The 26,631-nt window shown below is 72.7% G+C and carries 29 protein-coding genes and 1 pseudogene; 12 read left to right on the forward strand and 18 right to left on the reverse strand.

Translation table 11 applies throughout. The annotated features are described in order from the left end of the window. The 7 genes from MKK68_RS09670 to MKK68_RS09700 form a co-directional block, all read right to left on the reverse strand. On the reverse strand, nt 1–486 hold the full coding sequence (locus tag MKK68_RS09670) for a PIN domain-containing protein (protein ID WP_243938344.1): 486 nt from the start codon (nt 484–486) through the stop codon (nt 1–3). Then, complete coding sequence (locus tag MKK68_RS09675) at nt 476–709, reverse strand: hypothetical protein (protein WP_147727245.1); 234 nt, start codon at nt 707–709, stop codon at nt 476–478. Before MKK68_RS09675 ends, MKK68_RS09670 begins: the two co-directional genes overlap by 11 nt. Nucleotides 710–756: 47 nt before the next feature. After that, entirely contained in the window at nt 757–1,374 is a 618-nt protein-coding gene (pth, locus tag MKK68_RS09680; RefSeq protein ID WP_147843436.1) for an aminoacyl-tRNA hydrolase, read from the reverse strand. A 116-nt stretch (nt 1,375–1,490) separates the two neighbouring features. Further along, nucleotides 1,491–2,183: a 50S ribosomal protein L25/general stress protein Ctc gene (locus tag MKK68_RS09685; protein WP_147727247.1), complete on the reverse strand. Its 693-nt coding sequence runs from the start codon at nt 2,181–2,183 to the stop codon at nt 1,491–1,493. 171 nt (nt 2,184–2,354) lie between these two features. After that, nucleotides 2,355–3,353, reverse strand: coding sequence for a tetraacyldisaccharide 4'-kinase (lpxK, locus tag MKK68_RS09690; RefSeq protein WP_244030014.1), 999 nt, complete (start codon nt 3,351–3,353; stop codon nt 2,355–2,357). Continuing rightward, entirely contained in the window at nt 3,353–4,657 is a 1,305-nt protein-coding gene (locus tag MKK68_RS09695) for a 3-deoxy-D-manno-octulosonic acid transferase (RefSeq protein ID WP_244030016.1), read from the reverse strand. Before MKK68_RS09695 ends, lpxK begins: the two co-directional genes overlap by 1 nt. 24 nt (nt 4,658–4,681) lie before the next feature. Then, nucleotides 4,682–5,437 (reverse strand): lysophospholipid acyltransferase family protein, encoded by a 756-nt coding sequence (locus MKK68_RS09700; RefSeq protein ID WP_244030017.1) that lies wholly within the window; start codon nt 5,435–5,437, stop codon nt 4,682–4,684. 464 nt (nt 5,438–5,901) lie between these two features. Here MKK68_RS09700 and MKK68_RS09705 point away from each other — a divergent pair. From MKK68_RS09705 to MKK68_RS09715, 3 genes and pseudogenes are all read left to right on the forward strand, one after another. Continuing rightward, nucleotides 5,902–6,381 (forward strand): annotated as a pseudogene (locus tag MKK68_RS09705) (VIT family protein); the annotation flags it as partial. Between the two features lie 97 nt (nt 6,382–6,478). Further along, complete coding sequence (locus MKK68_RS09710; protein WP_147729846.1) at nt 6,479–6,922, forward strand: DMT family transporter; 444 nt, start codon at nt 6,479–6,481, stop codon at nt 6,920–6,922. Between the two features lie 103 nt (nt 6,923–7,025). Then, complete coding sequence (locus MKK68_RS09715) at nt 7,026–7,958, forward strand: metallophosphoesterase family protein (RefSeq protein ID WP_243938337.1); 933 nt, start codon at nt 7,026–7,028, stop codon at nt 7,956–7,958. An 8-nt stretch (nt 7,959–7,966) separates the two neighbouring features. On the opposite strand, the gene MKK68_RS09720 is transcribed toward MKK68_RS09715, so the two are convergent. After that, nucleotides 7,967–8,128 (reverse strand): hypothetical protein, encoded by a 162-nt coding sequence (locus tag MKK68_RS09720; protein WP_187274899.1) that lies wholly within the window; start codon nt 8,126–8,128, stop codon nt 7,967–7,969. Nucleotides 8,129–8,728: 600 nt separating this feature from the next. Next, entirely contained in the window at nt 8,729–9,901 is a 1,173-nt protein-coding gene (gene nhaA, locus MKK68_RS09725) for a Na+/H+ antiporter NhaA (RefSeq protein ID WP_244030019.1), read from the reverse strand. A 100-nt stretch (nt 9,902–10,001) separates the two neighbouring features. Between nhaA and MKK68_RS09730 the strand changes: the two genes are divergently transcribed. After that, nucleotides 10,002–11,306, forward strand: a complete 1,305-nt coding sequence (locus tag MKK68_RS09730) for an MFS transporter (protein ID WP_147728681.1) — start codon at nt 10,002–10,004, stop codon at nt 11,304–11,306. 90 nt (nt 11,307–11,396) lie between these two features. On the opposite strand, the gene MKK68_RS09735 is transcribed toward MKK68_RS09730, so the two are convergent. Both MKK68_RS09735 and MKK68_RS09740 read right to left on the reverse strand, forming a co-directional pair. Next, the gene (locus MKK68_RS09735) at nt 11,397–11,948 is read right to left on the reverse strand and encodes a PAS domain-containing protein (protein ID WP_147844284.1); all 552 of its coding nucleotides are present in this window, start codon (nt 11,946–11,948) and stop codon (nt 11,397–11,399) included. A gap of 142 nt (nt 11,949–12,090) precedes the next feature. Beyond that, nucleotides 12,091–12,750, reverse strand: a complete 660-nt coding sequence (locus MKK68_RS09740) for a TlpA disulfide reductase family protein (RefSeq protein ID WP_244030128.1) — start codon at nt 12,748–12,750, stop codon at nt 12,091–12,093. 146 nt (nt 12,751–12,896) lie between these two features. On the opposite strand from MKK68_RS09740, the gene argH reads away from it, so the two are divergent. The 3 genes from argH (at nt 12,897) to MKK68_RS09755 (ending at nt 15,505) form a co-directional block, all read left to right on the forward strand. Then, a complete protein-coding gene (argH, locus tag MKK68_RS09745) occupies nt 12,897–14,288 on the forward strand; it encodes an argininosuccinate lyase (RefSeq protein ID WP_244030021.1) in 1,392 nt (463 codons plus the stop codon). 95 nt (nt 14,289–14,383) lie between these two features. Beyond that, nucleotides 14,384–14,668, forward strand: coding sequence for a hypothetical protein (locus MKK68_RS09750; RefSeq protein WP_147729634.1), 285 nt, complete (start codon nt 14,384–14,386; stop codon nt 14,666–14,668). A 150-nt stretch (nt 14,669–14,818) separates the two neighbouring features. Further along, nucleotides 14,819–15,505: an invasion associated locus b family protein gene (locus MKK68_RS09755; protein ID WP_244030023.1), complete on the forward strand. Its 687-nt coding sequence runs from the start codon at nt 14,819–14,821 to the stop codon at nt 15,503–15,505. Nucleotides 15,506–15,528: 23 nt separating this feature from the next. On the opposite strand, the gene MKK68_RS09760 is transcribed toward MKK68_RS09755, so the two are convergent. Both MKK68_RS09760 and MKK68_RS09765 read right to left on the reverse strand, forming a co-directional pair. After that, nucleotides 15,529–15,849, reverse strand: coding sequence for a hypothetical protein (locus tag MKK68_RS09760; protein ID WP_243937044.1), 321 nt, complete (start codon nt 15,847–15,849; stop codon nt 15,529–15,531). A 394-nt stretch (nt 15,850–16,243) separates the two neighbouring features. Continuing rightward, complete coding sequence (locus MKK68_RS09765) at nt 16,244–16,942, reverse strand: HAD family hydrolase (RefSeq protein WP_243951650.1); 699 nt, start codon at nt 16,940–16,942, stop codon at nt 16,244–16,246. Nucleotides 16,943–17,074: 132 nt separating this feature from the next. Here MKK68_RS09765 and MKK68_RS09770 point away from each other — a divergent pair, with 132 nt between their 5' ends. The 3 genes from MKK68_RS09770 to MKK68_RS09780 all read left to right on the forward strand — a co-directional run bounded on the left by MKK68_RS09770 (nt 17,075) and on the right by MKK68_RS09780 (nt 19,718). Further along, nucleotides 17,075–17,395 (forward strand): PetM family of cytochrome b6f complex subunit 7, encoded by a 321-nt coding sequence (locus MKK68_RS09770; protein WP_147728517.1) that lies wholly within the window; start codon nt 17,075–17,077, stop codon nt 17,393–17,395. A gap of 82 nt (nt 17,396–17,477) precedes the next feature. Beyond that, the gene (gene msrA / locus MKK68_RS09775; protein WP_244030131.1) at nt 17,478–18,134 is read left to right on the forward strand and encodes a peptide-methionine (S)-S-oxide reductase MsrA; all 657 of its coding nucleotides are present in this window, start codon (nt 17,478–17,480) and stop codon (nt 18,132–18,134) included. Nucleotides 18,135–18,578: 444 nt separating this feature from the next. Then, a complete protein-coding gene (locus tag MKK68_RS09780) occupies nt 18,579–19,718 on the forward strand; it encodes an acyltransferase family protein (protein ID WP_244030025.1) in 1,140 nt (379 codons plus the stop codon). 99 nt (nt 19,719–19,817) lie between these two features. Here the strand turns inward: MKK68_RS09780 and MKK68_RS09785 are convergent, their stop codons facing one another. The 5 genes from MKK68_RS09785 to MKK68_RS09805 form a co-directional block, all read right to left on the reverse strand. Continuing rightward, a complete protein-coding gene (locus MKK68_RS09785; protein WP_243938322.1) occupies nt 19,818–20,978 on the reverse strand; it encodes an acetyl-CoA C-acyltransferase in 1,161 nt (386 codons plus the stop codon). A gap of 281 nt (nt 20,979–21,259) precedes the next feature. Then, on the reverse strand, nt 21,260–21,568 hold the full coding sequence (locus tag MKK68_RS09790; protein WP_147729489.1) for a hypothetical protein: 309 nt from the start codon (nt 21,566–21,568) through the stop codon (nt 21,260–21,262). A gap of 186 nt (nt 21,569–21,754) precedes the next feature. Beyond that, complete coding sequence (gene accC / locus MKK68_RS09795; protein WP_147729490.1) at nt 21,755–23,107, reverse strand: acetyl-CoA carboxylase biotin carboxylase subunit; 1,353 nt, start codon at nt 23,105–23,107, stop codon at nt 21,755–21,757. A 57-nt stretch (nt 23,108–23,164) separates the two neighbouring features. After that, entirely contained in the window at nt 23,165–23,635 is a 471-nt protein-coding gene (accB, locus tag MKK68_RS09800; protein ID WP_243937055.1) for an acetyl-CoA carboxylase biotin carboxyl carrier protein, read from the reverse strand. A 148-nt stretch (nt 23,636–23,783) separates the two neighbouring features. After that, a complete protein-coding gene (locus MKK68_RS09805; RefSeq protein ID WP_409567209.1) occupies nt 23,784–24,593 on the reverse strand; it encodes a DsbA family protein in 810 nt (269 codons plus the stop codon). Nucleotides 24,594–24,733: 140 nt separating this feature from the next. Between MKK68_RS09805 and MKK68_RS09810 the strand changes: the two genes are divergently transcribed. Both MKK68_RS09810 and MKK68_RS09815 read left to right on the forward strand, forming a co-directional pair. Then, nucleotides 24,734–25,390, forward strand: coding sequence for a DUF1345 domain-containing protein (locus MKK68_RS09810; protein WP_147729709.1), 657 nt, complete (start codon nt 24,734–24,736; stop codon nt 25,388–25,390). Between the two features lie 70 nt (nt 25,391–25,460). Continuing rightward, nucleotides 25,461–26,615 (forward strand): pyridoxal phosphate-dependent aminotransferase, encoded by a 1,155-nt coding sequence (locus tag MKK68_RS09815; RefSeq protein ID WP_244030027.1) that lies wholly within the window; start codon nt 25,461–25,463, stop codon nt 26,613–26,615. Nucleotides 26,616–26,631: the final 16 nt, after the last annotated feature.

Here is a 26,631-nt window from a genome sequence, read left to right on the forward strand (position 1 = left end):
TCAAGAGTCCATCAGGATCGTCTCGGGTGAAACCCGGAACGGATTGATGATTGTCGTTCCCTCGACCTCGCGGCCGTGTTGATAATCCTCGGAGAGCAGGAACCGGCAACCCGATCGGATCGCCGCCCCGAGGATCACGCAGTCCCACCATTGAAAACCGGTCCGCTCGCGCAACGACCATGCATCGGCGATCAGATCGAGATCCGTCGCACCGGAGGACCAGCCTTCCAGCGCGAGCGTCGTACGGCGCGCCTCCTCCGGCGCGATTCGAAGCTTTCCCCGCAGGAGGACGGCGTGAATCTCACCGAGAACCTGCGGACCGACGACGATCGAACCTCGTTTCGCCAACGCCGCGAGCCAGCGCAAGGCTTCGGCCTGCTTCTCCGGAAATCGGTCGTCCCGGGCATACAGGAACACGTTCGTGTCGACGAACACGCGCGGGTCGACGATCGCGGATCCGGCAGAGAAGGCCGGATCACTCGTCACGATAGCGCTCGTTCCTCGGCGGCGCCTTCCCGTTCTCGTCCAGAACGTGGAGCGGCGGCCCGGCGAGGAACCGCTCCAAAGCCTCCGTCTGGGTCGTCGGATGCCCGATCCGACGTTCGACGGTCTCGCTGATGAACTTCGACAGGCTCTTGCCCTCCGTCGCGGCGGCGATCCGCGCGCGACGGAGCACCGCCTCGTCCATCGTCACGGTCACGTTCTTCATCGGACGGCCTCCAACGGCCTTCGATATCGTGTCCTCGTGTTTTCGTGTCAATTCTTGGCGGCCTTCTCGCCGGGCCGCTTCACGTCGGCCCAGCCGCGGCCGACCATGGCGAGGTGGACCTTATTCTGGAAGCTCTCGTTCTCGTTGGCCGCCAGCAGGGCCACCTCGTCGGCGATCGCCCGGCACAGGTCCTCGACCCACGGCTCCTCGGACTTCGCGAAGTCGTTGAGCACGTAGGCGTGCACCAGGGCCTTGTCGCCGGGATGGCCGATGCCGAGGCGCACCCGGCGATAGTCGTTGCCGCACTGGGCGGTGATCGAGCGCAGGCCGTTGTGCCCGGCATTCCCGCCGCCGAGCTTCACCCGGATCTTGGCCGCGGCCAGATCGAGCTCGTCGTGCAGGACGATCACGTCCGACAGCGCGATCTTGTAGAAGCGCTGCGCCTCCGAGACCGAGCGGCCGGACTCGTTCATGAAGGTCTGCGGCTTCAGCAGGATCGCGCGCTCGGCCCCGAACGACACCTCGGCCGCCTCCCCCTGGAAGCGGCGCCGGAACGGGCTCGCCCGGTGGACCCGGGCGATCTCGTCCACCGCGAGGAACCCGATGTTGTGACGGTTGCGGGCGTAGGCTTTGCCCGGATTGCCCAGGCCCACGATGAGCCGCATGACGACTGTCTCCGACCTTCCCGAAACGACGATGCCCCGGCCTCGCGGCCGGGGCATCGTCTCGAAGCCGCGCCGCCGCGGGGCGGCGGCGCGGGAGGATCGCGCCCGCGAAGGGCTCAGTCCTCCTTCTTCTCCTCGGTGGCCTCGGCCTCTTCGGCCTCGGCTTCGACCTTCTCGGCCTCGGCTTCCGCCGACTGCGCCTCGGCGATCGCGGCCTCCTCGGCCTCGACCTCGGCGCCGAGCACGGTCGGCGGCACGACGTTGGCGATCGGGTCGGCGGCCTCGCCGGTGTAGGTGACGCCGGCCGGCAGGGTGACGTCGGAGACGTGGATCACGTCGCCGATCTGGCGGCCGGTGAGGTCGATCTCGATCCCGTCGGGGATCTGGTCGGGGGCGACCTCGACGGCCAGGGTGTGCAGCGAGATGTTGAGCGTGCCGCCCTGCTGCTTGATGCCGGGGGCCGCGTCCTCGTTGTGGAAGTGCACCGGCACCTCGACGGTGACGGTCTGGCCGGCGACGACGCGCAGGAAGTCGACGTGCATCGGCACGCCGCTGACCGGGTCGAGCTGGAAGTCGCGCGGGATCGCGCGGGTCTTCTTGCCGCCGGCGTTGATCTCGAACAGCGTGGTCTTGAAGCCGCCGGCGTAGATCAGGGTGCGGGTGCGGATGAGGTCGATGGCGATCGACTGCGGCGGCTGGCCGCCACCGTACACGACGGCGGGAACCTGGCCCTGGCGACGAACGGCCCGGGCGGCCCCCTTGCCGACCCGGTCGCGTGCCACGGCCTCAAGCGTCTTGACTGCGCTCATGGCGTGATCCTTCGATTGATGAATGGTCGGGGAAACGACGAAGGCCGCCCGAGACGGACGGCCGAACCGAAACCCCACGCGCCCGTGCCTCCAAGGGTGTCTGGCGGGCGTGGAGCGCCTATAGCGGGGTTGGGCCCCGATGGCAACGCGGAGGGCGGATCGTCCGGCGGCTCACGGCCCGATCCGGAGCCCGGCCAGCACCCGCGCCCGCACGCCGTCCGGATCGGCGAAGGCCAGGCGCACCGGCAGCACCCGCACCCGCGCGGCGAAGGCTTCGGGCAGGCGGACGTGGTCCTTCTCGGTGGTGGCCAATTCCGCGCCGAGGCGGCCGGCCTCCGCTGCGAGCCGCGCGAGGTCGGCGTCGCGGTAGGGATGGTGGTCGGGGAAGCTGCGGGTCGCGGCGATCTCGGCGCCGGCCTCGCGCAGCGACGCGAAGACCTTCTCGGGACGGCCGATGCCGGCGAAGGCCAGCACGCGGCGGCCGGCGACCGCGGCGCCCTCGGGGACCAGCCGGGCGCGAAGGACCGGCAGGCCGCGCGCCAGGGCCTGCGCCGCCACCGCCTCGCCGGCCGCGCCTTCGCCCGCCCTGCCCTCGCCGATCAGCACGAGGCCGCCGACATGCGGCCATTGCCGCGCCAGCGGCGCGCGCAGCGGCCCGGCGGGGAAGGCCAGCCCGTTGCCGGTGCCGACGCCGGCATCGACGACGGCGAGCGCGAGGTCCTTCGCCAGGGTCGGGTTCTGCAGGCCATCGTCCATGACGACGACGTCGGCGCCCGCCGCTACGCAGAGGCGCGCGCCGGCGACGCGGTCGCGGGCGACGACGACCGGCGCGTGGCGGGCGAGCAGCAGCGGCTCGTCGCCGACGTCGCGCCAGCCGTGGCGGGCGGGATCGACGAGGACCGGCCCGGGCAGGCGCCCGCCGTAGCCGCGGCTGAGGAAGGCGGGCGTCCGTCCGAGGTCGCGCAGCAGCGCGGCCAGGGCGATCGCGCTCGGGGTCTTGCCGGCGCCCCCGAGGGTGAAGTTGCCGAGGCACAGGACCGGGCACTCCGCCCGCGCGCCGGGCCGGTCCATGCGGGCGGCGGTGTGGCGGCCGTAGGCGCGCCCGAGCGGCGCCAGCAGACGTGCGGCCGGATGGTCCGGGCCGTCCTGCCAGAAGCGCGGCGGGCGCATCAGCCGTGGTGGAAGGCGGCGAGCTTCATCTGGGCGATGAAGGGGTCGAGCACCGCCAGCGTCCGCTCCACCGCGCCCTCGAACGGCACCAGGGCGCGCTGCCCGGCCCGGGTCATCGCGTCGATGCGGTCGGGGGCGGCCATCAGGTCGGCCAGCGTCGCGGCGAGCTCGGCGGCGTCGGCGACCGCGGCGGCGCCCCCTCCGGCATCGAGGGCGCGGTAGACCTCGGTGAAGTTCTCCGTGTGCGGACCGTGCAGCACGGCGCTGCTCAGGCGCACCGGCTCGATCGGGTTCTGGCCGCCATGCGGCACCAGCGAGCCGCCGAGGAACACCAGCGGGCTCAGGCGGTAGAACAGCCCGAGCTCGCCGATCGTGTCGGCGACGTAGAGGTCGATCGACGGGTGCGGGCGCCCGCCCGCCGAGCGGCGCGCGCTGCGCAGGCCCTGCGCCGTGGCGCAGGCCGCCACCTCGCCGCCGCGATGGGGGTGGCGCGGGGCGACGATGGTCAGGAGCCGCGGGAACCGGCTCTTGAGCGCGGCATGGGCCTCGGCCGCCGCCGCGTCCTCGCCCGGATGGGTGCTCGCCGCGACCCAGACCGGGCGGTCGCCGATCATGTCGCCGAGATAGGCCACCTGCTGCGGATCGGCCGGCTGAACGGCGGCGTCGTACTTGAGGTTCCCCGCCACGCTCACCCGCGGCGCGCCGAGGCGCACGAAGCGCTCGGCGTCGTCCCGCGTCTGCGTCAGGCAGATCGCGATCCGCGCGAGCAGCGCCCGCGCCGTGCGCGGCGCGCGCGCCCAGCCCGCGTACGAGCGTTCCGACATCCGCCCGTTGACGAGCAGCAGCGGGATGGCGCGGGCATGCAGCGCCACCACCGTGTTCGGCCAGATCTCGGATTCGGCCACCAGGGCGAGGTCGGGCTGCCAATGGTCGAGGAAGCGCTCGACCCAGCGCGGCGCGTCGAGCGGCATGTACTGGTGCACGGCGCCGGCCGGCAGGCGCGCGCCGATCAGCTCGGCGGCGCTGCGGGTGCCGGTGGTGACCAGCACCGAGAAGCCGCGGGCAATCATGCCCTCGACCAGGCCGACCAGCGAGAGCGATTCGCCGACTGAGGCCCCGTGCATCCAGACCAGCGACCCGACCGGCCGCGCCCGACCGGGCAGGCCGCGGCGCTCGGGCAGCCGCGTCGGGTCCTCCTTGCCCTGCCGCGCCCGCCACGCCAGCAGGCCGGCGACCGCCGGCTCGCCGAGCCACAGGCCGCCGCGATAGGCCTTGAGGGCCAAGGTGAGGGGCGGCGCCCTCATGCCCGGATCCTCATGCCGGGCTCCTCATGCCGCCTCGGCGCGCGGCGCGGCGGCCCCGAGCCAGTTGTCCCCGACCCGGTCGAGGCGGCCGACGAGGGTGTAGGCGCGGTCGTGGACCCGGTTCATCTCGGCCTCGAGGCGGGCGCGCAGGGCCTCGAACGTCTCCGGGTCGGGATCGCGCGGCACGAAGACCGCCTCGCCGAACACCACCGCGCCACGGCCGAACGGGAGCCCGAGGCAGGCGCGGTCCCAGCTGCCGAAGCGGATGTGGCGGCTCGTCACCACCGCCACCGGCACGATCGGCCGGCCGGAGAAGCGCGCCAGGGTGAGGATGCCGGCATCGGCCCGGCGCGAGACCTTCGGAACGTCGGCCGAGAAGGCGACGATCTCGCCGTTCTTCAGGGCCCGGATCATCGCGCGCAGGCCCTCGGCGCCGCCCTTGGCCTTGGCGTCCTTGACCACGCGGCCGCGGGCGCCGGAGGCGCGGATCACCCGCACGCCCATCCGCTCCAGGGCGATGGTGTTGATGTTGCCGTCGGGATTCTTCGAGATGATCGTCGCGACCCGGTCCACCGGCCGCCCGGCGAACGACACCATGATGTGCTGGCCGTGCCACATCCCGGCGATGAACGGCGACATCCCGTCGAGCCAGGGATCGGCGCCGGCGGGCTCGACGGTGAAGCGGTTGGTGCGGCGCACGAGCGTGAGGTAGCCGGCCGCAATCCGTCCCAGGGCGCCCTGCACGGCCGGATGGCGGATGACGCGCTTGCCCAGGCTCATCGTGCCGAAGCCCGGCGCACCCGGCCCCGTGCAGACGGGCCGCGATCGCCGGGCGAGGCCGCGCAATGCTGCGGCGCGCGAACGGCGGGAACGGTCGGCATGGGATTCATGTCTCGCTTTCCGAGGCTCGGCCGGGCTTGCGCGGGGGCGCGACGGCCGGAGGGCGGCAAGGCGCCGACCGCGCCTGGCGACGGGTCGGGCAGTTCGGACGCGACAGCGGGACGGCACCGTCCTGCGCCGCCCGGTGGCTGTCTAGACCCGTGGCCTCGGCCCGCGCAACCGAGACCGGGCGTCCCGGGGCGGCCGATCGCTGCGCGGCGTGCCCGAAAACACCTCGAAACCGCGCGAAACGGGTTGTTTGGATCAATTCCAATGTGTAGCTTGGAATCGATCTAAGTAGGATATCGATCATGGACGCGACCCTCGTCGTCGACCCCCATACCCCGCAACCCCACGACGACGCCCACCGCGCCTTCGTGCTCGCCTACGTCCAGCCGGGGCTCGCCGGGCTGATCGACGGATCGGTCTCGACGCTGGCCCCGATCTTCGCCGCCGCCTTCGCCACGCACAGCAACGGCGCGACCTTCCTCGTCGGGCTCGCGGCCTCGCTCGGGGCCGGGATCAGCATGGGCTTCACCGAGGCGCTCTCGGACGACGGCCGCGTCACCGGGCGCGGGAGCCCGTGGATGCGCGGCCTGGTCTGCGGCGCGATGACGGCGCTCGGCGGGCTCGGCCACACCCTACCCTACGCGATCCCGAGCCACTGGCCGAACGCCTTCGCGCTCGCGACCGGCCTCGCGGTGCTGGTGGTGGCGATCGAGCTGCTCGCCATCGCCGCGATCCGCACCCGCTACATGGCGACCCCGTTCGGCCGCGCGGTGCTGCAGATCGTGCTCGGCGGCGCGCTGGTGCTGGCGGTGGGGGTGCTGATCGGCAGCGCCTGAGCGCGTGGCCCGATCCGACGGGGCGCCGGCCGCCGCCATTTCGTCGCAGGCGATCCGAATCGGGAAACTGGGCGGTTCGGCCGCGCGATACCGGGTCATGTGGTATCTCTACGGACTGACCGTCCTCGCCGGCCTCGCGAACGCGATCCAGCCCGGGCAGAACGCGACCCTCTCGAAGACCTTCGGCCTGCCGGTCACGGCGGCCGTGGTGATCCTCTTCGTCAGCACGGCCTTCATGCTGCTGGGCGGCCTGGCATTCGGCAAGCTCGCCGTGCCGAGCTGGGAGCAGGTCGCGGCGGTGCCCTGGTGGGGCTGGCTCGGCGGCTGCCTCAGCGTCCTGCTGATCCTGGCCCAGCTCTACGCCGCGCCCGCGATCGGCGCCGCGTCGTTCCTCGGCCTCATCGTGACGGTCGGCGTCGTCGCCTCGATCGTGCTCGACAACTACGGCTGGGTCGGGTTCGAGGTCCATCCGGCCAGCCTGTGGCGCGTGCTCGGGGCGGCCCTGATGATCGTCGGCGTCGGGATGGTCGCCTTCACATGAACCCTGATCGTCGCGCGGCATGAACCTCGATCGTCGCGCGGCGTGAGGCTCGGTCGGCGTGCGGCACGCGCCGGCTCGCTTGACGCGGCCGGCCTCAACCGCGATGCGGTCCCCCGTGTCCTTCCGCCTCGCCCACCTCACCGACCCGCATGTCGGCCCCCTGCCGCGGCCGCGCCTGCGCCAGCTCTTCGGCAAGCGCGCGACGGGCTACGCCAACTGGCGCCGCGGGCGCTCGCGCAGCCACGACATGGAGGTGCTCGGCGCGCTCGTCGCCGATCTGAGGCTGCAGGCGCCCGACCACGTCGCCTGCACCGGCGACCTGTGCAACATCGGCCTGCCGAGCGAGTGGGACACCGCGCGCATCTTCCTGGAAGCGCTCGGCACGCCCGAGGCGGTCAGCTTCGTGCCGGGAAACCACGACGCCTACGTGCGCGGCTCCCTCGAGGGCCTGCTCGCGGCCTGCGGTGCCTGGACCGCCGACGACGCCGGCGGCAGCGGCACGTTTCCCTATCTGCGCCGGCGCGGGCCGCTGGCTCTGGTCGGCCTGTCGAGCGCGATCCCGACGGTGCCGTTCGTCGCCACCGGCCGGCTCGGGCCGCGCCAGATCGCGGCGGCCGAATCGCTCCTGCGCACGCTGGCGACCGACCCGTCGCGGCCGGCGCGCGTCGTGATGATCCACCACCCGCCCCATCCCGGCGGCGCGAGCCCGGGACGCGACCTGCGCGATGCCGCGGCCTTCAGCGCGATGCTCGGCCGCGTCGGCGCCGACCTCGTCCTGCACGGGCACAACCACGTGGCGAGCGTCGCCCACGTGGCGGGGCCGGGCGGGCGGGCGATCCCGGTGGTCGGCGGTGCATCCGCCTCGGCGCGGCCCGGCGCGCAGGCCGGCGGGCACGGGTCGGAGGCCGCCCGGCGGGCAGCCTACATCCTGTACGCGTTCTCGGAGAGCGGGGGGCGCCACGTCGTCTCGGCGGCGCAGCGCGGGATCGGAGCGGGCGGAACCGTGATGGATCTCGGCCCGCTCGCGCTGGGCTGACGTTCGGCTCAGGCGGTGGCGGCGAGAAGCCCGGAACGCCGGCGGTCGCCGATGCTGGCCTCGTAGCGTTCGGCCTGGAGGCGCGTGAGGCCGGAGATCAGGGCGGTGGACCCACGATAGACCGTATAGGTGCCGTCCTGGGTAGGCTTGACGCGAATCGTCTCGGACATGGGGACCATCCTGTGCTGCGTTGACCGAATCGTTAGCCGTCGCTCTTCTTCCGCGGTGATTCTCCGATCCTGTAATGATGCCCGACGTTACCGCTTCGGCTTCCGCGCGCAAGGGCGGCGCGGCGCGGATACGTAAGTAATTTTGCATTCGATCGGCATGGAGCACGGGACGACGCGCGGCCGGCGCGCTTCGCACCGTGGCGGCACGCGGGAGGCACGAACGAAAAGCCCGCCGGCTTTCGCCGACGGGCCGGTGGCAGGGGCCACGTTCCCGGGTTCGAGGGTGCTGTCCGGCGTGCGTCCCGCGGCGCTCGGGGCCGCGGGGTCGGGCGCCTAAAACCCTCCCGAAAACCTCTATCCCTGTCGATGGACGCTCGGCGGATCGTCCTGGTCACCGGCACCGGTGTCGGCGGAATGGACGTGGGTGGGGCTTGCATGCATGGCAGACCTCCTCTTCGTCTCGCTCCGGCGACGGAGCCTCGCATCGGGGGGCCGCGTCGCCATGAGGAGAGGCTAGACCCGCCCGGCCCATGCTGGCAAGGGGCGTTTTCGAGGATTCGCCAGCCGGCTCGCCGGGCCCGGCTCAGGCCCGGGCGGGGCTCAGGCCCGGGCGGGGCTCCGCGCGGACGGGAGCCCGAGGATCGCGGCGCCGACCAGGCCGGAGAGCAGGGAGCCGGCGAGCACCCCGAGCTTCACCTCCGTCTCGTGGGCGGCATCGGAGAAGGCGAGCGCGCCGATGAACAGGCTCATGGTGAAGCCGATGCCGCACAGCACGGCGACGCCGTAGACCTGGACCCAGCTCGCCCCGCCGGGCCGGCGCGCGAGGCCGAGCGCCACCGCGAGGCGCAGGGCGGCGAACACGCCGGCCTGCTTGCCGAGGAACAGCCCGAACGCGACGCCCAGCGTCACCGGGTCGAGGAAGGCGGTGGGCGACAGGCCGCGCAGCGGCACCCCGGCATTGGCGAAGCCGAACAGCGGCACGATCCCGAAGGCGACGAAAGGCGTGATCGCGTGCTCCAGCCGGTGCAGCGGCGAGGTCGCGTCCTCCGGCCGGCCCGGGCTCACGCGGATCGGGATGGTCAGCGCCAGCAGCACGCCCGCCACCGTGGCGTGGACGCCCGAGCGCAGCACCAGCACCCAGAGCACGAGGCCGAGCAGCAGGTAGGGCGCGAGCGCGACGACGCCGGAGCGGTTCAGGCCGACGAGGAGCGCCAGCACCACGGCCGCCAGCCCGAGCATCGTCGGGTCGAGGCCGCCGGTATAGGCCAGCGCGATGATCAGCACGGCGCCGAGGTCGTCGACGATCGCCACCGCGCCGAGCAGGATCTTGAGCGAGACCGGCGCCCGCCGGCCGAGCAGCGCCAGCACGCCGAGCGCGAAGGCGATGTCGGTCGCCGCCGGGATCGCCCAGCCCCGCGCGGTCCCGGCGCCGGCATTGAAGGCGAGGTAGACCAGGGCCGGCACCACCATCCCGCCGAGCGCCGCGATGCCGGGCAGCGCCCGGTCGGGCCAGGTCCGCAACGCGCCGTCCAGCGCCTCGCGCTTGATCTCGAGGCCGACGAGCAGGAAGAACACCGCCATCAGGCCGTCGTTGATCCAGTGCTGGATGCTCAACGGGCCGAGCGGCGCGTGCAGCGCCTGGGCGTAGGTCCCGGCAAGCCCGGTATTGGCGACGACGAGGGCGCAGGCGGCGGCCGCCATCAGCACGAGGCCGCCGGCCGCCTCGCTCGCGAGCGCGGTGCGGATCGCGGAACGGGGGCGCGGCTTCGTCATGGCGCCGGGGGTGCCCGGGTTTGCGCCCACGGGCAAGCCCTGCCGGTGGCGGTCCGGGCTCGGGACGTCTATGCGGGCACCGATGACGCAAGGACGCGCGATGACCGCCACGACGACACCGGACCACCCGGCCCTGAACCGCAAGGCTGTCGGCGCCGTGGTCCTCGGCAACGCGCTCGAGTTCTACGACTTCACGCTCTACGCCTTCTTCGCCGTGCCGATCGGCGCGGCGTTCTTCCCGTCCGACAACGCCACCGACAGCCTGCTCGCCTCGCTCGCCCTGTTCGGCATCGGCTACGTGATGCGGCCGATCGGCGGCATCGTGATCGGCGCCTTCGCCGACCGGGCCGGCCGCAAGCCCGCCATGCTGATCACCATCGCGCTGATGGCGGTCGGCATGCTGATGCTGGCGCTGGCGCCGTCCTACGCGACGCTCGGCGGTTGGGCGCAGGTGATCGTCATCGTCGGGCGGCTGATCCAGGGGCTGGCGCTCGGCGGCGAGGTCGGCCCCTCCACCGCCTACCTGCTGGAGGCGGCGCCCCCGAGGCACCGCGGCTTCGTGGCGAGCTGGCAGATCGCGAGCCAGGGCTGCGCCGCCCTGTTCGCCGGCATCGTCGCGACGGGCCTCACCATCGTCCTCGGCGAGGCGGCGATGGCGGATTGGGGCTGGCGCGTCATGTTCCTGCTCGGCATCGGCGTCGTGCCGGTCGGCCTCGTGATCCGCAGCCACCTGCCCGAGACCGCGGGCGAGGGCGAGGATCCGGCGGCGGCCGCCTCCACCGGCGCGGTGGTGGTGCGGCTGCTGCGCGAGCACGGGCGCCTGCTGCTCCTGACCTTCGTCGTCATCGCCGCCTCGACCGTCTCGAACGCCATCGGCACCAACATGCCGGTCTACGCGCACGCCACCCTGGGGCTCACCGAGACGGTGTCGACGGCGGTGCCGATCGCCCTCGGCCTCGCCTCGGTGGTGTTCCCGCTGCTGGGCGGCTGGCTCGCCGACCGGTTCGGGCGGCGCCCGGTGCTGGTGTGGCCGCGGGCCGCGATCGTGGTGCTGGCGGTGCCGGCCTTCTGGTGGCTGGCGCAGGCGCCGACCGCGGCCTCGGTCTACGCGGTGACGTTCCTGATGTCGGCGCTGTCCTCGATCAACGCGGCGGCGATCATCGTCGCGATCCCTGAATCGCTGCCGCGGGCGGTGCGCAGCGCCGGGCTCTCGATCGTCTACGCCTTCTCGGTCTCGATCTTCGGCGGCAGCACGAACTACGTCGTCAACAAGCTGATCGCGATCACCGGCGACCGGCTGGCGCCGGCCTACTACCTCGTCGCGTTCAGCGTGCTCGGCACGATCGCCGCCTGGATGATGCACGAGACCCGCGGGCGCGACCTCGACGCCGACACCGAGGCGTGAGGCGCGCCGAACCGACGCCGCGCCGTCAGGGCCTGTCGTGAGATCGCATCGTCCACACGCGAGCCGGAATCCACCGCGCGCGACGAGGCTCTAATGCAGGTTCGAGCCGTCCTGCGCGGTGGCGGAGGCCCGGACGAGCTCGCGGCCGACCTCGTGCAGGGCGACCTCGACCGCGGCCAGCGCGCAGGTGCCGCCGCCCTGCATGATCAGCGCATGTGCGGTGATCAGGTGGTCGGCGACCAGCTCCAAGACCGAGCGCGGCTCGGAATCCGCAACCGGCGACGGCAGGGTGAAGCGGCCGAGCGACCCGGTCGCCGTGCTCTTGGGCGGCGGCGACGCGAGCCGGCTGATGGAGCCGAAGAAGCCGAGGAAGGTCCGCTCGGGCGGCCCGAAGGACGGCACCGCGCCGGCCACGACCCAGGTCGCCCGCCCGTCCGGCGACAGCAGGCGATAGCGCACGGTGAACTCGCTGCGGGCGACGCTCGCCTCGGCGACCACGGTCCGCACGACGGCGAGGTCGTCCGGATGGATGACCTTGCTCCATCCCTGTTGCGATACGTCTTCGATCTGCTGACCGGTCAGAACAGTCCATTCATCACTGAGATAGACCACCTTTCCGGCTGCATCCGTTACGAAGATCATGGCCCAACCTCGGCTATAGCCGAGCTATGGCGCAGGGTCCGGCCTCAGGCAATCGGGCATCGCGGCAAATCATCCGCCGGCCCCCGGCTTCGCGCCTTGCCTTAAAGTCCAATGGACAGCGCGCCCGCGATCCGAAGCGGGCTCAGGACGTGCGCCCGAGGGCCGCCCGGATCAGCGCGAGCCCGTCCGGGCTCGACCATTCGGCCGGCCCCTTCATCACGCCGATGGTGCAGCCGGCGGGGTCGACCAGCAGGGTCGTCGGCAGGCCGGGCGAGCCGGTGTCGCGCTGCACCGCCGGCAGCACGCGCCCGCCGGGATCGGCGTAGTAGGCCAGCCGCGCGATGCCGTTGTCCCGCATCCAGACCGGCGGCCTGTCGAGGTTGCGCGTGTCGAGGTTGATCGCGACCACCGCGAAATCCTTGCCGCCGAGCGCGGCCTCGAGCCGGTCGAGGGCCGGCATCTCGGCCTTGCACGGCGCGCACCACGTCGCCCACAGGTTCAGGAGGACGAGGCGGCCGCGGAAATCCGAGAGCCGCAGGTCGGCCTCCCCTCCCCCGTCCTTCCCTCCGTTGCCCGGCCCCTTGAACGCGATGTCGGGTGCCGGCCGGGCCTTCTCGGGCGCCTGCATCGCCGCGACGTCGCCGCGGGCGGCGGCGTCGACCCGGGCCACCGCGGCGGCCGAGCCGGCACAGGGCGCGGGGGCGTTGCCGGGCCCCGCACCGGTCCCGTATAGGGCGAGGCCGGCGGCCAAGGCGGTGACGAGGCCGGCGCCGATCGCGGCGCCCATCAATCGTCCAGGCATCATCGTTGCGTACCCCAGAGCATTTTCGAGCGCGGCGGATGCCGGCGCGCGTGAAGAGAATGCGACCACACGAGAGGCGGGCGCATTCCCCGTGATCGCGGGATCACGGGGAATGCTCGAGCGCGAGCGGAAGGATCGGGAAGACCATGAGCAACCGGATGTGGGGCGGACGCTTCGCGAGCGGCCCCGCCGAGATCATGGAGGAGATCAACGCCTCCATCGGATTCGACAAGCGCCTCGCCCCCCAGGACATCCGCGGCTCGCTGGCGCATGTCGCGATGCTGGGCGCCCAGGGCATCCTGCCGACCGACGATGTGGCAGCCATCGAGGGCGGCCTCAAGGCCGTGCAGGCGGAGATCGAGTCCGGCGGCTTCGTGTTCAAGCGCGAGCTCGAGGACATCCACATGTCGGTCGAGAGCCGGCTGACCGAGATCGTCGGCCCGGCCGCCGGGCGCCTGCACACCGCGCGCTCGCGCAACGACCAGGTCGCCACCGACATGAAGCTGTGGGTGCGCGACACCCTCGACAACCTCGACGCGCAGGCCGCCGGGCTGCAGCGGGCGCTGGCGGAGAAGGCGCTGGCCCATGCCGGCACGGTGATGCCGGGCTTCACCCACCTGCAATCGGCCCAGCCGGTCACCTTCGGGCACCATTGCCTCGCCTATGTCGAGATGCTGGCGCGCGACCGCGGCCGTTTCCGCGATGCGCGCGCCCGGCTCAACGAGTGCCCGCTGGGCGCGGCCGCGCTCGCCGGCACCTCGTTCCCGATCGACCGGCACGCCACGGCCGCGGCGCTGGGCTTCGACCGCCCGACGGCGAACTCGCTCGATTCCGTCGCCGACCGCGACTTCGCCCTCGAATCGCTCTCGGCCGCCTCGATCTGCGCGATCCACCTCTCGCGCTTCGCCGAGGAGCTGGTGGTGTGGACCTCGGCGCAGTTCGACTTCGTCAAGCTGTCGGACGGGTACACCACCGGCTCGTCGATCATGCCGCAGAAGCGCAACCCCGACGCGGCGGAGCTGGTGCGGGCCAAGAGCGGGCGCATCGTCGGCGCGCTGATGGGCCTGCTCACGGTGATGAAGGGCCTGCCGCTGGCCTATTCGAAGGACATGCAGGAGGACAAGGAGGGCACCTTCGACGCGCTGCAGGCGCTGTCGCTGTGCCTGGCCGCGATGACCGGCATGGTCCGCGACCTCGAGCCGAACGCGGAGGTCCTCGCGCGGGCCGCGGGCTCCGGCTACAGCACCGCGACCGACCTCGCCGACTGGCTGGTGCGCGAGCTCGGGCTGCCGTTCCGCCAGGCGCACCACGTCACCGGCCGCCTCGTCGGCATGGCCTCGGCCAAGGGCGTCGGGCTGGAGGCGCTGTCGCTGCCCGAGATGCAGGAGGCGGAGCCGCAGATCACGCAGGCGGTCTACGCGGTGCTGGGCGTCGCGAACTCGGTGGCGAGCCGGGTCAGCTTCGGCGGCACCGCCCCGGCCAACGTCCGCGCGCAGGCCGAGGGCTGGCTCACGCGGCTCGCGGAGCCGGCTGCCTGAAAATGGTGCACAGCAACCGAAAGCCGCCTGGCGCGTTCACGGTCTAGCTAGGTAAGCCCTGCTACAGCGGCGCAAGCGCATCGGAGACCGCGAGCATGCCCGTCGAGAGTTGGACGAAGCCGGAAGAGACCCCGGCACTCGCCGCCACCGCCACCGCGATGATCGACGCGGCCCTCGTCGGCTCCGGCCTCGCGCGCGACGCCTACTGGGCCGCCGTGCGCAAGGGCTACAACACGCCCTACAACGATCCCCAGCCCAAGCCGGCCCCCGCGCCGACCGCTCCGCAACCCCCGGTGCGGATCGACCTCGGCGAGGCGCCGGCTCTGCCGGTCGCGGCGATGGCGGCCCAGAACGCCGCCGCCGAGATCCACGCCGGCTGACGGCGCCGGGCGGCGCCGATCCGGGCGGCCCGAGACCCCATCTTGCCGAAGCGGCGCGCAGGCTTCATGACTCCCGCGTCCGGTGCCGGTGTCGCGCCGACCGAGCCCTCGGCGCGCCCGGCGCGCCGGCCAGCCGACCGGGAAGTGACGATGCGTTCAGCCCTCTGCCTGCTCCCGCTCGGCGCGCTCGCGCTGACGTGCCTGCTGCCCGCCGGCAGCGCACCGACGGTTGCGCGGCTGCTCGGGATCTCGGCGGCCTCGGCGCAGGAGGCGGAGGCGCCGGCCGCCGCCTCCCACCGCCGCCGCCGGGGCGGCCGCGAGCGGACGCCGAAGGAAGCGCCGACGCCGCCCGGCATGCAGCAGGCGACGCCGGTGGCGATCTTCGGCGACTGGAACGTGTTCGCCAGCGGCCAGGGCAAGACCCGCCTGTGCTACGCCATCGCCCAGCCGCAGACCCGCTCTCCGGCGACGCTCAAGCGCGACACCGCCTACCTGTTCGTCACCGTGCGCAAGGGCGAGAACGTCCAGAACGAGATCGCGGTGATGCTCGGCTTCCCGTCCAAGCCCGCGGCCGCCCAGGCCAAGCCCGGCGCCGCCGCCGCCCCGAGCGACCCGGCGATCACCCTGGGCAGCGCCCGCTACGGCCTCGTGGTGAAGGACGGCAACGCCTGGCTCCAGAACCCCTCGGAGGAGGCCCGCGTCGTCTCCGAGATGAGCGGCCGGGTGCCCAAGCTCCTGGTCAAGACCATCTCGATGCGCGGCCGGCCGACCAGCGACGAGTACGCGCTGGCCGGTTTCGGCGAGGCGATGAAGCGCACCCGCGAGGAGTGCAAGTAAGGGGGGAGGAAGGGTAGCCCCCCTCAGACCGCGGCCGGCCTGCCCCCGCCCGGTCGGGCGCCCGACACCCGGGTGCGGGCCCGGAACCGCTCGCGGGCGGCGCGGGCGGCCTGCTCGGTGCTGCGGAACACCGTGCCGTCGAGCTCGTCGAAGGCACGGGCCGAGGAGAAGAAGCGCACCCCGCCGGGCTCGGGCACGGCGATGCCGGCGGCGATCTCGCCCACCTCGATGATCCGGGTCGGCGGCGGCTCCGCGTGCAGGCGGTTGCGGGCGCGCTGGGTCAGGTGGTCGGCGAACAGGTCGTGCGTCGGGGCGGCCTGCGCGGCCGGATGAAGCTGTGGCATGACGGATGTCTCCCGGGGCCGGTCGCGATGCCGGCGGTGCTGGGCGGTCGGATCGTCTGTCGGCGCGCGAACGTCAGCCGCGACAGCAACCACGAGGCCGGCGCATACGCGCGCCGTGCACGGGGAGAGCGGGGGTCGAGGGGTATCGGATCACGGTAGGAGTCCTCCTGACGTTGAAGGACCGCAGGACGGCGTCGTCCGGCAGTGCTTTAGCGTTTGATGACGCGGCGCAAGCGATGCTCCTCAAATCACCGCGGTCGGCGATGCTTGGCATCGCCCGACCTCGCTAAGATGGAGATCTGCCGGCGCGGCGTCAAAGGAAGCCGTTTCCGTTTTTTTGCAGTTTTCGGGCACAAACCCGCGCCGCCGTCCCGGGCGGCAGCCCGATCCTGCCTCAGCCCTGCGCGCCGATCGCCGCCAGGCTCGCGGCGAGGTCGCGGTGGTCGCGATAGACCCGCGCGGCCCCGGCCGCGAGCAGGTCGGCCCCGTCGCGGTCGTGGCCCCAATGGCCGCCGCCGGTGAAGCCGAGCACCCGCATCCCGGCCGCCCGCGCGGCGGTGACGCCGGGCACGCTGTCCTCGATCACCAGGCAGGCGTCGGGCGAGACCCCCATCCGGGCGGCGGCGTGCAGGAACAGGTCGGGAAACGGCTTGCCGCGGGCGACCTCGACCGCCGAGTAGATCCGCCCGTCGAACAGCGGCAGCAGGCCGGTGAGGCCGAGCGAGTGGCGCAGCCGCACGGGATCGCTGCTCGAGGCGACGCAGGTCGGCAGCGAGAGGGCGGCCACCGCCTCGGCGATCCCGGCCATGGCGCGCAGCTCCGCGTCGAAGATCGCCAGGGTCTCGGCCTTCACCGCCGCGACGAACCCATCGGGCGCCGTGACGCCGTAGTCGCGCGCGACGTGGCCCATGATCGAGGCCATGGAGGTGCCGGCGAAGCGCGCCCGCACGGTCTCGACGTCGATCGCGACGCCGATGCGGTTGAGCCCGGCGGTGAGGCAGGCGAGGCTCAGGGGCTCGCTGTCCACCAGAACGCCGTCGCAATCGAAGATGACGAGGGCCGGCGGCACCGGGGCCTGTACGCGGATGGTCACGGGTGGTCGGTTCCTGTCGCCGGGGCCGCCCCTGTGGCACGGCGGGCGCGGGCGCGGCAACCGCTTGCGCGGCGGGGGCGGGGCTCGTACGCCCTCCGGACCGGCCGACGCGCGTGCTCCCGAGACCCGACGATGTTCCGTTTCCTCCTGCGCCTCCTCGGCTTCGTGCTGCTGGCCGGCGGCTTCGTGGCCCTGGTCTACGACGGCGCCCGCTCGGTCGCCAACAACGGCCTGCGGATCACGCCGCTGAGCGAATTGCTGTTCACGCTGTTCAAGGACAAGGCGAGCGCGCTCCAGGCCACGGTCGAGGGCGTGGCGCCGTGGCTGTGGAACCTCGCGGTGCTGCCGCTCACCCTGGCGCCGGCCTCGCTGCTCGGCCTCGGCCTCGGCGCGGTGCTGCTCTGGCTCGGGCAGCCGGCGCGCGAGCCGATCGGGTTCCTCACGCGCTCCTGAGGCGACCGGCCGCTTCATCAACCGGGCGGGCGACCCCATATACGGGTTTGACGCGAACCCGCCGCCCGAAGGATGCCCGATGCTGCAGATGTTCCGCAAGAAGGCCGAGATGCCGAGCCCGGCCGACGCGCTGCCCGGCCGCCCCGATCCGCTGCCGACCTCCGAGACCCACTTCGTCAACGGCAACCCGCTCAAGGGCCCGTACCCGCCGGGCACCGAGACGATCGGCCTCGGCTTAGGCTGCTTCTGGGGCGCCGAGCGCAAGTTCTGGCAGCTGCCCGCGGGCGTGTTCGTCACGGCGGTGGGCTACCAGGGCGGGTACACCCCGAACCCGACCTACGAGGAGGTCTGCTCCGGCCGCACCGGGCACAACGAGGTCGTGCTGGTCGCCTTCGATCCGGCGGTGCTGCCGCTCGAATCCGTGCTCAAGACCTTCTTCGAGAGCCACGACCCGACGCAAGGGTACCGCCAGGGCAACGACGTCGGCACGCAGTACCGGTCCGGCATCTACCTCACCGATCCCGCGCAGGAGGCGACGGCCAAGGCCGTGCGCTCGGCCTACGCCGCCGCGCTGAAGGCCCGCGGCTTCCCGGACGTCACCACCGAGATCGTCTCCGGCCAGACCTTCTACTTCGCCGAGGCCTACCACCAGCAGTACCTGGCCAAGAACCCGGCCGGCTATTGCGGCCTCGGCGGCACGGGCGTCGCCTGCCCGATCGGGACCGGCGTGGCGGCCTAGCCTCCCGCAAACGCTAGCGGCCGAACGCGGACCGCGCATCGCGTTCGGCTTCGGTCGCCGCCGACCCCGCCTCGCAGGGCCGCGGCCGCGAGGCGGGCGCTCCGCCAAGCCGACGTCCTCGGGCGACGAAGCCTTGCGTTGACGATGCCGCGCGGACCTTCGCCCGACGGCCGGGCTCCCCGATCGAGGACGACCGCTCCGGCGTTCGATCGGACCTATCGGGCTCGATGTGCGTCTCTGGTCGGATCCGGTTCGCCTTCCTGCCTGCCTCGACGATCCCGCCTCAGGTGTCTTGCGCCGATCCACGGCGAATCCTGCCGATCGTCGAGCCTCCGCGGGGCACCCGTCGCGTCGCCGGCCGGCCTTTAACCAAGCCCTTCGAAGCGGCTTGTCGAGACTCGGACCGCCTGCAATCGTCGCCGCGCCCTGCATCCGAGGGCGAACGTGATCGATGCCGTCATGCGCCGCCTCCACTGCATCGATTCGATCCGCGGCTTAGCCGCCTTGGCGGTGATCTACGCCCATACCGTCGAATTCGGTCTCAGGGCTCAGCTCGGGTCGTCTCCGCTGGAGCGAGACCTGCTCGGGCACCTGACCGCGTATCTCGACGTCGGCAAGATCGCGGTCACGCTGTTCTTCGCCGTCTCCGGCTTCGTCGTCCCGTTCTCGCTCTTCAAGCCGAGCCGCCGACCGGTCCTGGCCTTCGCCGTCTCGCGGTTCTTCCGCCTCTATCCCGCCTACTGGCTCTCGATCCCGTGCGGCCTGCTCGTCCTGTTCGTGTGGGCCGGCCGCGACGTGCCGAACCTGCTCGTGCCGGCCAACATGACCATGCTGCAGCAGTTCCTCGGCGTGGAGAACATCATCGGCCTGTATTGGACGCTCCAGATCGAGCTGATCTTCTACGCCATCTGCGTGGGGCTGTTCGTCATCGGTCGCCTCGACGACCGCACGGGTGCGGTGGTCTGCGCGCTCTCGCTCATCGCGGCCGCCGTCGTCCTGGCCGGCCTGCGCTTCCATCTGGAACGCAAGTTCCCCGTGGCGGTGCCGCTCTCGCTCGCCGTGATGTTCTGGGGCCTGTGCCTGCGCTACCATGTCTTCGAGCAGCGGGCGGGCTGGGGCTCCGCATCGGCCCTGGTGACGGCGGCGCTGATCCTCGCCGTGCCACTGGTGTCCGTGCTCGCCTACAATCGCGACATGGGTTTTCACGAGAGCTGGGTGAAGTACGTCATCACCTACTGGCTGGCGATGGCGCTCTTCGCGCTCCTCGCCGTGAAGGTCAGGATCGAAGGACGGGTCTTCGTCGGCCTCGGTGCGATCAGCTATTCGATCTACCTGTTCGGGCCCGTGGTCCAGGTCGTGCTCGAGCACGCGCTGGCGGGATACGAGCCGGTCGTCCCGGTCCACGTCTTCGCCGCGGCGACCGCGCTCGTGACCGTCGGCGTCGCGACGCTGATGTATCGATGGATCGAGAGGCCGGCGATCGCGCTGGGCCGCCACGTCGTGCACCGGTTCGGCGACCGACCCCGCCTCGGGGAATCGGCGGTCGCCGTTGCGGCCGCCCCGAACCGTCGGCTTGCCGGCTAGCACCCTTTTTGCGATCCTCGTATCACGGAACGAGCACCGGCTCATGGCGTGGTCGCATTGTCTTCACGCGAGGCGGTATCCGCCACGCTCGACCCTGCTTCAGGACGTCCGCTCCACCGCGATCGCCGTCGCCTCGCCGCCGCCGATGCAGAGCGCCGCGATGCCGCGGCGGCCTCCGGTGCGGGCGAGCGCGGCCAGCAGCGTCACCACGATGCGGGCGCCCGAGGCGCCGATCGGGTGGCCGAGGGCGCAGGCGCCGCCGTGGACGTTGACGCGGTCGGGCTGCAGGTCGAGGTCGCGCATCGCGGCCATCGCCACCACCGCGAAGGCCTCGTTGATCTCGTAGAGGTCGACGTCGCCGGCCCGCCAGCCGACCTTGTCGAGCAGCTTGCCGATCGCGCCGATCGGCGCGGTCGAGAACCAGGCCGGCGCCGCGGCGTGGCTCGCGTGCCCGCGGACGATGCCCAGCGGCGCGACGCCGCCGCGCTCGGCCTGCGACCGGCGCATCAGCACCAGGGCCGCTGCCCCGTCCGAGATCGACGAGGCGTTGGCCGCCGTCACCGTGCCGTCGGGCCGGAAGGCGGGCTTGAGGGTCGGGATCTTCTCGGGCCGGGCCCGGCGTGGGCCCTCGTCGGTCGCGGCCCCGCCGACGGGGACGATCTCGTCGGCGAAGGCGCCCTCCGCCGTCGCGCGGGTGGCGCGGGCCAGCGATTCGAGGGCGTAGGCGTCCTGCGCCTCCCGCGTGAACTGGTAGGCTTGCGCAGTGTCCTCGGCGAAGGTGCCCATCAGGCGGCCGCGATCGTAGGCGTCCTCCAGCCCGTCCAGGAACATGTGGTCGAGCATGCGCCCGTGGCCGAGGCGCTGGCCGCCCCGCGCCTTGTCGAGGAGGTAGGGCGCGTTCGACATCGATTCCATGCCGCCCGCCACCACGGTCCCGGCCGAGCCCGCCGCGATCATGTCGTGGCCGAGCATCAGCGCCTTCATGCCCGAGCCGCAGACCTTGTTCAGGGTCGCGCACGGGGTCGCCTCGGACAGGCCGGCCCCGAGCGCCGCCTGGCGCGCCGGCGCCTGGCCGAGGCCCGCCGGCAGGACGCAGCCCATCACCACCTCGGACACGCCGTCGGCGGGAAGCCCGGCCCGCGCCACCGCCGCGCGGATCGCCGCGGCGCCGAGCTCCGGGGCCGCCACGCGCGCCAGCTCCCCCTGGAACGCGCCCATCGGCGTGCGCGCCGCCCCCGCGATCACGATCGGATCGGACATCGTCGCCTCCCGTGCCGGCCTTCGCCTGAGCGGCCATTCCAGTCCGGCGGTGGTGGGATGTCCAGCCTGGGTGGTGCGGCGGGCTTGCGCTGCCCACCGCGCCGGCCGTCATGCGTCCGCGTCGCGGCCGGAAACAACGCAGGTCCCCTCTCCCGTGCGGGAGAGGGGGCCGGTCGGCGCCTCGAACGATCTGTCCGGGTCGCCGCAGCGAAGGACGGGAAAACGAAAAGGCCGGCTCCCTTCCGGGAACCGGCCTCGCGATTCGCGACGGGCGGAGCGAATCAGCGGGCGGGGCCGCCCGAGGTGGCGCCGGCGTTGGGGGCCATCTTGTTGGTCTGGTCGGCGTTGCCGCCCTTGGCGGAGTCGACGGCACCGGCGCCGGGGGTCGCGCCCATCTCGCCGGCCGGGCGGGTGGCGGTGCTGCCGGTGGTCATCGCGCCGCCGGCGCCGGGTGCCGTGTCGCGCGGGCCGCCGGTGGTCTGGCCGGCCTGGGGCACGGCGCGCGAGGGCTGGCCGACGTTGCCGGCATCCTGGGCGAGGGCGGGGCCGGAGATCAGGGCGCCGACGAGGGCGAGGGATGCGAGGCGCATGGAGATCCGTTTCGATGGCGTGCGATGGGACCGAGCAACGGGCGGCGGGCGCTTCCGTTCCGGTTCCACCGGCCGACGCCCCGCATCGCATCCGGATCATCCCCGCGGGATCCTGGATTCGGGCCCGGCTCGAGCCCCGCGCGGGCCTGCCGAAGACCGGTTTCGTGCCGATCCGCCGCGACGAGATCAGGCGTCGAGGCCGCCCCCCTCCAGGAAATGCTCGAGCCAGTGGATGTCGTAGGCGCCGTTCTGGACGTCGGGGTTGCGCACCAGGGTGCGGAACAGCGGCAGCGTGGTGTCGACGCCGTCGATGACGAACTCGTCGAGCGCCCGGCGCAGGCGCATCAGGCACTCGTTGCGGGTGCGGCCGTGGACGATGAGCTTGCCGATCAGCGAATCGTAGTGCGGCGGCACGCGGTAGCCCTGGAAGGCGGCCGAGTCGACGCGCACGCCGAGGCCGCCGGGCGGGTGGTAGTAGGTGATGAGGCCGGGCGAGGGCCGGAAGGTCGCCGGGTGCTCGGCGTTGATGCGGCACTCGATGGCGTGCCCCTCGACCTTGATGTCGCCCTGCGCCACCGACAGGGCGCCGCCGGCCGCGACCCGGATCTGCTCGATCACGAGGTCGATGCCGGTGATCATCTCGGTGACGGGATGCTCCACCTGGATCCGCGTGTTCATCTCGATGAAGTAGAACCGCCCGTCCTCGTACAGGAACTCGACGGTGCCGGCGCCGAGGTAGCCGAGCTTGCGCATCGCGTCGGCGCAGATCTCGCCGATCTCGGCCCGCATCGCCTCGTTGAGCGCGGGCGAGCCGCCCTCCTCCCAGACCTTCTGGTGCCGGCGCTGGAGCGAGCAGTCGCGCTCGGCCAGGTGCACCGCGCCGCCGCGGCCGTCGCCCAGCACCTGCACCTCGATGTGGCGCGGGTTGGTGAGGTACTTCTCCAGGTAGACCGCGTCGTCGCCGAACGCCGCCTTGGCCTCGGAGCGGGCCATGCCGAGCGCTTGGCTCAGCTCGGCTTCCGAGCGCGCCACCTTCATGCCGCGCCCGCCGCCGCCGGCCGCCGCCTTGACCAGCACCGGGTAGCCGATCTCGGCGGCGACGCGCTTGGCCTCCTCCGGGTCCTCGATGCCGCCGTCGGAGCCGGGCACGCACGGGATGCCGAGCTTGAGCGCGGTGCGCTTGGCCTCGATCTTGTCGCCCATGATCCGGATGTGCTCGGCCTTGGGGCCGATGAAGCCGATCTCGTGGTGGGCCAGCACCTCGGCGAAGCGCGCGTTCTCCGAGAGGAAGCCGTAGCCGGGATGGACCGCGTCGGCGCCGGTGATCTCGCAGGCCGCGATGATCGAGGGGATGTTGAGGTAGCTGTCGCGGGCGGCCGGCGGGCCGATGCAGACGCTCTCGTCGGCGAGCCGCACGTGCATCGCGTCGGCGTCGGCCGTCGAGTGCACCGCCACGGTCTTGATGCCGAGCTCCTTCGACGCCCGGAGGATGCGAAGCGCGATCTCGCCGCGGTTGGCGATCAGGATCTTGTCGAACATGGCAGGGGCGCTTTCGAGCGGAGGGTGCGCGGTTCGGGTGGGGACAGGCGCGCCCGACTACTCGATGACGATCAGGGCTTCGCCGTACTCGACCGGCTGCCCGTCCTCGACGAAGATCGCGGCCACCGTGCCGGCGCGGGGCGCGACGATCTCGTTGAAGGTCTTCATCGCCTCGATCAGCAGCAGCTTGTCGCCGACCTCGACCCGGGAGCCGACCTCGACGAAGGCCTTCGCCTCGGGCGAGGGGCGCAGGTAGGCGGTGCCGACCATCGGCGACGGCACGGCGCCGGGATGGGTCTTGCCGCGCTCGGGGGCGGCGCCGGGGCCGGGGCTCGGCACGGGCGCGAGCGCCGCCGGGGCCGCCATCGCGGCGGGCGCGGCCACCTGGACGCTCACGGGCTCGATCCGGCGGACGACGCGGATGCGCAGATCCCCCTTCTCGACCTCGATCTCGGACAGGCCGGTCTCGGTGACGAGGTTGGCGAGCTCGCGCACGAGATCGGCATCGATGGGGTCGTGCTTGGACATCGGGCCTGTCTTCTGGGGGCTTGACCTGGGATTGGGGTGACCGCCGCGGCGGCGCCGATCCGCCGGCGCGGCCGCGCGACCGGGGCCCGGATCCCGCGAAGGCGCCGGTCTTAGACGACCGGGCGCGTTCGCGACACCCTTTCTCGCCTCAGCAGGAGGCGTGGCCGCACTGGCGGACGTCGGCGATGGTCTTGCGGATCGGGTCGACGCCGACGGCGCCGGGGATGATCTCGTCGCCGATGATGAAGGCGGGCGTGCCGGACAGGCCGAGCTTGTCGCCGAGGCCGCGGTTCTCGGTGAGCGCCGCCTTCACCTCGGGGCCCTGGGCGTCCTTCTGCAGCCGGGCCACGTCGAGCCCCATCGCCTTGGCGACGTCGAGGGCCTTGGCGCCGTTCGCCCGGCCCTTGGATTCGAGCAGCTTCTGGTGGAACTCGAACAGCTTGTCGCCCTTGAGCTGCTGCTTGGCGGCGAGCGCGATCTGGCTGGCCTCGAGCGATTCCGGGCCGAGCACCGGGAAATCCTTGATCACCACGCGCAGCTTCGGATCGGCCTTGATCAGCGCCTGCACGTCGCCGAGCGCCTTGCGGCAATAGCCGCAATTGTAGTCGAAGAACTCGATCATCGTGACGTCGCCCGCCGGGTTGCCGGCGACGACGTCGTGCGGGCTGTCGAGCAGCGCCTTCTGCGATTCCTTGAGCGCGGCGGCCTGGGCCAGGCGCTGGGTCTCGGCCTGGCGCTTCTCGCCCTCGGCGATCGCCTCCTGCAGCACGTCGGGGTTCTTGATCAGGTAGTCCTTGACGATCGCCTCGATCCCGGCGCGCTGCGCATCGGTGAAGGGCGCGGCCGGCGCGGTCTGCGCCCGGGCCGGGAGGCCGAGGGGCATGGCCAAGGGAACGGCGAAGGGGACGGCGAGCAGCAGCGCGCGGCGGGAGGCCGAGAGGAAACGGAAGAGAGGCATACGTCCTCGCTGGGCGGGCGCGGCGGGCGGGCCGGACCGGGGTCTGGCCGGTCCGCTATCGGCCGGGTTAGGCGTTTTCACGGCGGCGGGTCAAATCCCGTCGTGCCCGATCGAAGTTTCTCCCGCGAGGCGTCACGCCGATGATCAATCCCATCCGGGCCTTCCGGCTCCGCCCGCGCCTGCTCGCGGCGTTCGGCATCATGGCCGCGGGCGCGCTGCTGATGCCGGGCGACGACCTCGTCACCCGCCTGCTCGCCGGCTGGTGCGCCGGGATCGTGGCCTACGCGGTGCTGATCGTCCACCAATCCACCGGGCAGTCGCGCGACGCCCTGCGCCTGCAGGCGTCGCGCCTCGACGACAGCGCGGCCCTGGTGACGGTGTTCACGCTGCTCGCGGCCGCGGCGAGCTTCGCCGCCGTCGGCGTGCTGGTGCTCGGCGGCAAGGCGAGCGGCGCCGGCAAGGTCTTCGACCTGACGCTCGCCGGGGCGACCGTGCTGTGCACCTGGGCCTTCGTGCAGCTCGTCTTCACGATCCACTACGCCCACGTCTACTACGGCGACGACGCGCCCGGCGAGAGCCGCGGCGGCCTCGACTTCCACGGCGACGACGCCCCCGACTTCTGGGACTTCCTGTACTTCACCGTCACCATCGGCGCGGCGGCGGCCACCTCGGACACCAACATCACCAGCAAGCGCATGCGCCGGATCGCCACCGTGCAGACGGTCTACGCCTACCTGTTCAACACCGGCGTGCTGGCGCTCGCCGTCAACATGGCGGCGGGGTTCGTCGGGCATTGAGGGGGGTTGCGCAGCATCGCCGACCCGTCCGAGGGCTGACCCGCGGCCGCCGCCCGGGTACAAGCATCCGATGATCCCCATCTCCCGCCGTGCCGCCGCCGTCGCGCCCTTCCTCGCCATGGACGTGATGGCCGCCGCCGCCGGGAAGGCGCGCGCCGGCGAGGACGTGGTGCGGATGGAGGTCGGGCAGCCCTCGGCGCCGGCGCCGCGGGCGGTGATCGCCGCCGCGCAGCGCGCGCTCGAGGGCGGCCGGGTGCCCTACACCGAGGCCCTGGGGATGCCGGAGCTGCGCGCGCGCATCGCGCGGGACTACCGCGAGCGTTACGGCGTCGCGGTGGCGCCGGAGCGGGTCGTGGTCACCACCGGCTCGTCGGCCGGCTTCATCCTGGCGTTCCTGAGCCTGTTCGACGCCGGCGCCCGCGTCGGCGTGCCCCAGCCGGGCTACCCGGCCTATCACAACATCCTCGCGGCCCTCGACCTGGTGCCGGTGCCGATGCGGCTCCGCGCGGCCGACCGCTACGCCCCCACCGCCGCGCTGCTGCGGGAGATTCATGCCGCGCACGCCCTCTCGGGCGTTCTGGTGATGAGCCCGGCCAACCCCTCGGGCACGGTGATCGGCGAGGCGGCGCTGGCGGAGCTGTGCGCGGCGGCGCGGGCGCTCGGCCTGCCCTTCGTTTCCGACGAGATCTACCACGGGCTCGGCTACGGCGTGCCGACGACGACCGCCCTGCGGTTCGACCCGGACGCGATCGTGATCAACTCGTTCTCGAAGTACCACTGCATGACCGGCTGGCGCGTCGGCTGGATGGTGGTGCCCGACGCCCTCGTGCGCCCGATCGAGCGGCTGGCGCAGCACCTCTACATCTCGGCGCCCACCCTCTCGCAGGTCGGCGCGCTCGCCGCCTTCGACGCCACCGAGGAACTCGACGCGGTGCGCGACGGCTACGCCCGCAACCGCGCGATCCTACTCGACGCGTTCCCGGGCCTCGGCCTCGGGCGGACGCATCCGGTCGACGGCGCGTTCTACCTCTACGCGGACGTGGCCCGCCTCACCAACGACGCCTCCGCCTTCTGCCGGCGGATGCTCGACGAGGCCGGCGTGGCGGCCACCCCCGGCCTCGACTTCGACCGGGAGGCCGGCCACCACCACGTCCGGTTCTCCTTCGCCGGCTCGGAGGCCGAGTGCCGGGAAGCGGTGCGGCGCCTGCGAATCTGGCTGGCGTGAGCGCGGCGCGGACGCC

The organism is Methylobacterium sp. E-016 (assembly GCF_022829745.1).
Lineage (GTDB): Bacteria > Pseudomonadota > Alphaproteobacteria > Rhizobiales > Beijerinckiaceae > Methylobacterium.